This is a genomic window from Actinosynnema sp. NPDC023794 (assembly GCF_040639675.1).
Classification (GTDB): domain Bacteria; phylum Actinomycetota; class Actinomycetes; order Mycobacteriales; family Pseudonocardiaceae; genus Actinosynnema; species Actinosynnema luteola.
Genome location: NZ_JBFAFR010000083.1, coordinates 1 through 5,948 on the forward strand (window position 1 = coordinate 1; position 5,948 = coordinate 5,948).

The window sequence follows — 5,948 nt, forward strand, 5'->3', positions numbered from 1 at the left end:
ACCGACGACTGGACCCACGCCAAGACCCAAGCCGTCTACCGGATGGTGCAGGACTTCAAGTCCCGCGGCGTCCCCATCGACTGCGTCGGCCTCCAGTCCCACTTCAACGCCCAGTCCCCCGTCCCCGGCAACTACCAGACCACCCTCCAGAACTTCGCCAACCTCGGCGTCGACGTCCAGATCACCGAACTCGACATCGAAGGCTCCGGCAGCGCACAAGCCTCCAACTACGAACGCGTCGTCAAAGCCTGCCTCGCCGTCACCCGCTGCACCGGCATCACCGTCTGGGGCATCCGCGACACCGACTCCTGGCGCGCCTACGGCACCCCACTCCTCTTCGACGGCAACGGCAACAAGAAACCCGCCTACACCGCCGTCCTCAACGCCCTCAACGGGGGCACCGTCCCCCAGCCCGGCGTCATCGACCCGAACGCGTGGTACGTGCTGGTGAACCGCAACAGCGGCAAGGCGCTGGACGTCTACGGCCTGGCGACCAACGACGGCGGACGCATCGCGCAGTGGAGCCGCAACGACGGCGCGAACCAGCAGTGGCAGTTCGCGGACTCCGGCGGCGGCTACTACCGCATCAAGTCACGCCACTCCGGCAAGGTCCTCGACGTGCCCAACTCCTCGACCGCCGACGGCGCCGCGATCCAGCAGTGGACCGACCACGGCGGCACCAACCAGCAGTTCGGCGCGTCCGAGTCGGGCGGCTACTTCAAGCTGGTCAACCGCAACAGCAACAAGGCCGTCGAAGTGCAGGGCTCTTCCACGGCCGATGGCGCGAACGTCGTCCAGTACGGCGACACTGGTGGCGCCAACCAGCAGTGGCAGCTCGTCCGCGTCGGCTGATCCCGCACGGCTGACCGCCCCGGCCCGGTGCCGGTAGGTGCGGCGCGGCGGCACAGGAACCGCCGCGCCGCGCTGGGCGTGGTCAGCCGACGTTGGCGTAGTACGAGTGCACGTCCAACTGCCCGTTCCCGGTGAAGACCTCCGTGCCGTGCTGCACGCTGGTCAGGTACTTCTGGTTGCTCAACCAACCCCGGTTGACCAGGTGCGACGTGAAGTCGCGCAGGTTCAACGTGGCCGAGTTGGTGTTGCTCGTCCGGATGAACGAGTAGACCTCCCAGCCGATGTTGCCCCGGTACAGGTCCCAGTTGGTGCCGGCGATGGACACCGTGCCCTGCCGCGTGCCGACCGGTCCGGCGCCGCCGGCGCGGTAGGTCCAGATCATGATCTCGTCGGACGGGTTGGCGGTGCCCGGGTTGGACGTCGGGTGCAGCCACAGGTCATAGGCGACGTTCATGACGTTCGCCGTGTTCTGCTTGACCGTGTAGCTCGCGCCCGTGTTCACCGACCGGTTGTCCGACAACCGGACCGGCAGGCCGGTGTTCGACAGCTTGGTGCCCCAGTGCCAGCCGAGCACGGAGCCGGCGTAGGACTTCACCGAGGTCGGCCCGCCGCTCCAGTCCCAGCTCGTGCCCCACGAGATCGAGCCGCCGGACGACACGTCCCACACGCACTGCCACCCCTGGCCCGAGTCCTGGCCCCACACGTTGTTGTTGACCCAGTACTTGCCCATGGTGATCGAGTAGAAGTCCGCGCAGCTGCCGGCCGCCTGCGCGGTGCCGGTGGTCGGCACGGCCAGTGCGGCGGCGGCGAGCACGGCTGTCATGAACCTTTTGAGCACGAAGGTCCACCTTTCTCGTCGAAATTCGGCGGTTGAATGCGAGCAAAAAGCTACGCACCGCTTCCCACGACTGTCGACATCGAATGACAGGCGAATCGACGAGTCGAATATTGGACCTCTGCGGTCGATTTCCGTCGAACAATTCCGAGCAAGCGCCCACCGGGATCGGCGATTCTTCGAATCACCGTCGAAATACCCGGTGGGCGCTTTCCGCGTCGCGGTCAGGCCGGCGTGCGCAGGGTCCACTGCTGGTTGGCCTGCCCCGAGCAGGTCCACAGGGCCAGCTTGGTGCCGTTCGCGGTGCCGTGGTCGACCGCGTCCAGGCACAGGCCGGACAGCACGTTGGTGATGGTGCCGTTGGCGTTGACCTGCCACTGCTGGTTGGTGTCGCCGTGGCAGTCCCAGATCACCACCTGAGTGCCGTTGGCCGTGCCGCGGCCGTACGCGTCGAGGCACTTCGTGCCGTAGACGACCAACTGCTTGTTGGCGTTGTGCGTCCACGACTGGTTGGTCTGGCCGTGGCAGTCCCACAGCTGCAACTGCGTGCCGTTGGTGGTGGTCGAGCCCGGCACGTCGAGGCACCGGCCAGACGCCGTGCCGACGACCTGCTTGCCCTGCGAGGCCACCGGGTCGCCGATGCTGCCCGGCACGGCGCGCAGCGCGTTGTACCAGGTCGCGGCCATCTTGTCGTAGCCGGTCGCGGTGGGGTGGACGCCGTCGATCAGGTCGGCCGTCGTCAACGCGGAGTACATGTCCACCAGGCGCACGCGCTTGCCCGCGTTGACCTTGCTCTGCACCATGCCGGGGATGGTGGCGTTGTAGTTCCGGGCGGCGGTGTTCTGCCCGGAGTTCGCCAGCGGGATGATCGTCGCGACGAACACGTCGGCGTTCGGCACGGTCGCGGTGATGCGGTCGACGAGCGCCGACAGGCGGCCGGGCGCGCCGGACACGTTGTAGTTCTGCAGGATGTCGTTGGTGCCGATGTGCAGCAGCACCGTGCGCGGGTTCGTGTTCCGCAGCCACGTGACGACGTTCGCGTCGATCTGGTCGATGCGCCAGCCGGGGTGGCCCTGGTGGTCGTGGTCGCCGAGCTGGCCGGGACCGTTGAACTGCGAACCGACGAAGTCCACCCGGTAGCCGCCGGACCCGAACCGCTGCCACAGCCCGATCCGGTAACCGCCGGGCACCTGCGTGCCCTCGGTGATCGAGTCGCCCAACGGCATGACCCGCACGCCGCCGTTGGACTCCGCGGCGGCCTGGCCTGCCGGCAGCAGCGCGGCGGTGACCAGCGCGGCGGTGACCAGGGCCGCGGCGCGCGCGGCGAATCTGCTGAGGCGTTGTCGCACTTGTACTCCTCGGGTTGAGCGGCGGTCCGGCACGGCGTGCCGGACCGCGGTCGAGTCACGAACTCCCGTGGTGGGGATCAGCTGACGCCCCACTGCTGGTTGGAGCCGCCGTTGCAGGTCCACAGCTGCACCTGCGCCCCGTTGGCCGTGGACGCGTTGGACACGTCCAGGCACAGGCCGGACTGCGCGCCGGTGATCGTGCCGTTGGCGTTCACGTTCCAGCGCTGGTTGGCCTGGCCGTTGCACGACCAGATGACCGCCCTGGTGCCCGCGCTGGTGCCCTGGCCGTAGGCGTCGAGGCACATCTGCCCGGAGCCGGCGGACACGGTCAGCTGGCCCGAGGACGTCCGGGTCCACGTCTGGTTGGCGCCGCCCTGGCAGTCCCAGATCCGGGCCTGCGCGCCCGCCGTCCCGTTCGGCACGTCGAGGCACTTGCCCGCACCCACCGCGCGCACCGCGCCGTTCGGGGTGGTGCCGCCGCCGGTGGTGTACCCGGCCGCGATGACGTTCGCCTGCACCGCGTTCTCGGTCGCGTCGGACGGGTAGCCCGCGACCATGGCGCCTTCGTAGAAGGTGCCCGCGCTGAGGTTCGCGCCGCCGTCGGGCTTGCAGCAGTCGCCGCCGCTGCCCAGGATGATGGCGCCCTGCTTCTTCATCGGGCTGTACCCGTTGGGCAGCGGGCCGTCCCACAGCGTGGTGAGGTTGCCGACCTGCGCGTCGCTGCCCTTGAGCGCGAACCGCGTGGTTCCGTTGTTCTTCAGCATCGCCGTGACGAACTTGCTGGTGAAGGCGCGCTGGTTCGGGTTCCACGACTGGCTGCCGCCAGGGAAGAGGCCCCACTCGAGGTCGGCCTGGACCCACGGACCGGTGCCGGAACACCCGCCGAACCAGCACTGCGTGCTGAAGTTGATCGCGTCCATCGCGCCGGCCGCGTCGGCCTTCCGGGTCGTCTCGCTGTTGCCGTAGTCGAAGCAGCAGCCGCTGTTGACGTGCGTGCCGCTGGTCACCATGTACATGCCTTCGGGCTGCGCGCCGGTCGGCACGCCCGTCAGGTGGCCGTCGCGCCAGTAGCTGTTGCCGGGGTTGATGTAGAGCGAGTAGGCCTTGCTGCCGCCGACCGCCAGCGACTCGGAGGTCGCGAGCGCGGGCCTGCTCTGGGGCGAGCCGGGCACGACGTCCGAGCCCTGGTACCACAGGTCGTTGCCCCGGCCGGACTGGTCGTAGACGACCGTGATGACGCAGGTGGTGCCGGCGCAGAACGAGTCCTGGGTCGCCGCGTTGGCGGTGCCGCCCGCGGCCAGCAGGCCGATGTCCCGCGTCGTGTTGTCCGACGAACGTCTGACCTGGTAGAGGTTTCCGGCGTACGCGCCGTAGAGCGCCCGCGTCGTGCTGTGCGCGGCCACGCAGGGCGTGCCACCCGAAGCGTAGATGTCGCACGGTCCCGTGCCGGCCGCCAACGCGGTCACCGGCGCGGACCACGTCGTCAAGGCCGCGGGCAACAGGGCCAGTGCCATCACGACACGCGCGCGCACCGCCGCCCGCGAACGCCACCAACGCTTCACGGGCCCCTGCGGGGAATCGGGTAAGGGCTGCATCTTCACTCCTACGACGATGTGGGAGGGCAGGGTGTGCGGCGGCGGGAGCGCACTCGAACGTGCCGAGTGCGTGAAGTGCCGAAACGGTTCGGTGGTACCGAGAGTCGAATCGATTCGACTGCTGCGACGGTAGGTGCTAAAACAGCGCTAAAGCAACGGTTTCGACACCCGGGCCGCACCCTTTCGTCCCATTCCCGAAAAGCGTGGCCAAGCCGTCTAGGCGGTCTGCCGGCGCCAGTGCTGATTGGTCCCGTTGTCGCACGTCCACTGGACGAGTTGAGCGCCGTCGGCGGTCGCGCCGCCGGACACGGTCAGGCACTTGCCGCTGTGCTGGGCGACCAGCCGCACGTGCCCGGTGCCCGCGTCCTCGAACCGCCAGCGCTGGTTCGTGCCCGAGTTGCACGCCCACTGCACGACCCGGACCCCGTCGCCGGTGGCCGACGTGCCGCCGTAGACGTCGAGGCACTTCCCGCTGCCGACGTTGACGACCTCGTGCTGGCCGCCGCCGACGTCGCGCACCCGCCAGCGCTGGTTGGCCTGACCGTTCGCGGCCCACTGCACCACGTTGCCGCCGTCGGCCGTCGAGGCGTTGTAGACGTCGGCGACCTTGCCGCTGTGCCGCGCGGTGAACGTTTCCGCGGTCGGCACCGGCACGGTGGTCTGCGGGGTGAGCCGGTAGAGGCCGGAGCCGTGCGCGGGCAGCGAGCGGGACAGGGTGCCGCTCACCGTGCCGAGGTTCGCGCCCGACCACAGGTCCGTCACGGTGGCCGAGCCGATGCCGAGCTCGGCGAGCGAGGCCGACACGGTCGCCGTGCCGCTGCCCCGGTTGAACAGCGCGAGGTACTTGTCGGTCCCGCTGGGCGCGTTCGCGGTCCACGCCGTGTGCGTGCCGCTGAAGAGCTGCCGGTTGCCGGTGCTGTGCTGGTCGACCGCCAGCACGGCGGCGTTGGTCATCAGCGCCAGTTCGGACGCCCGGTTCTGGGTCAGGTCACCGCCCCACATGAGCGGCGAACGCGTGATCGACCACAGGGTCATCAGGGTGCGCTGCTCGTCGGGCGTCAGGTTGGAGTAGCGCGGCGAGCCGACCGGTCCCTGCTGCGACAGCCGTCCGATCGGGATCATGTCCGGGTCGGGCCACGCGCCGGGCCTGCGGTGCGGTGTCCACGCGTGCAACCGCTCGAACAGGGCGTCCAGCCCAGGCCAGTCGTCCCACAGGTCGTTGACGATCCGCCACATGTTGGCGTTGTCCGCGACGTGGGTGCCGTTGCCGGTCGACGTCGGGCCGGGCGAGAGGCTGAGCACCATCGGCCTGCCGCT

5 protein-coding genes are annotated in these 5,948 nt (G+C 69.4%); 1 reads left to right on the forward strand and 4 read right to left on the reverse strand.

Annotation, left to right across the window (positions count from 1 at the left end):
* Positions 1 to 852, forward strand: an 852-nt coding sequence (locus tag AB0H12_RS45005; RefSeq protein WP_499632883.1) for an RICIN domain-containing protein, incomplete at its 5' end; no start/stop codon positions are given.
* Between the two features lie 82 nt (positions 853 to 934).
* Here AB0H12_RS45005 and AB0H12_RS45010 read toward each other — a convergent pair.
* The 4 genes from AB0H12_RS45010 to AB0H12_RS45025 all read right to left on the reverse strand — a co-directional run.
* Positions 935 to 1,690: a GH12 family glycosyl hydrolase domain-containing protein gene (locus AB0H12_RS45010; RefSeq protein WP_499632886.1), complete on the reverse strand. Its 756-nt coding sequence runs from the start codon at positions 1,688 to 1,690 to the stop codon at positions 935 to 937.
* 221 nt (positions 1,691 to 1,911) lie between these two features.
* The gene (locus tag AB0H12_RS45015; RefSeq protein WP_499632889.1) at positions 1,912 to 3,036 is read right to left on the reverse strand and encodes an RICIN domain-containing protein; all 1,125 of its coding nucleotides are present in this window, start codon (positions 3,034 to 3,036) and stop codon (positions 1,912 to 1,914) included.
* A gap of 77 nt (positions 3,037 to 3,113) precedes the next feature.
* Complete coding sequence (locus tag AB0H12_RS45020) at positions 3,114 to 4,550, reverse strand: arabinofuranosidase catalytic domain-containing protein (protein WP_499632892.1); 1,437 nt, start codon at positions 4,548 to 4,550, stop codon at positions 3,114 to 3,116.
* 297 nt (positions 4,551 to 4,847) lie between these two features.
* On the reverse strand, positions 4,848 to 5,948 hold a 1,101-nt coding region (locus tag AB0H12_RS45025), incomplete at its 5' end, for an RICIN domain-containing protein (RefSeq protein WP_499632894.1).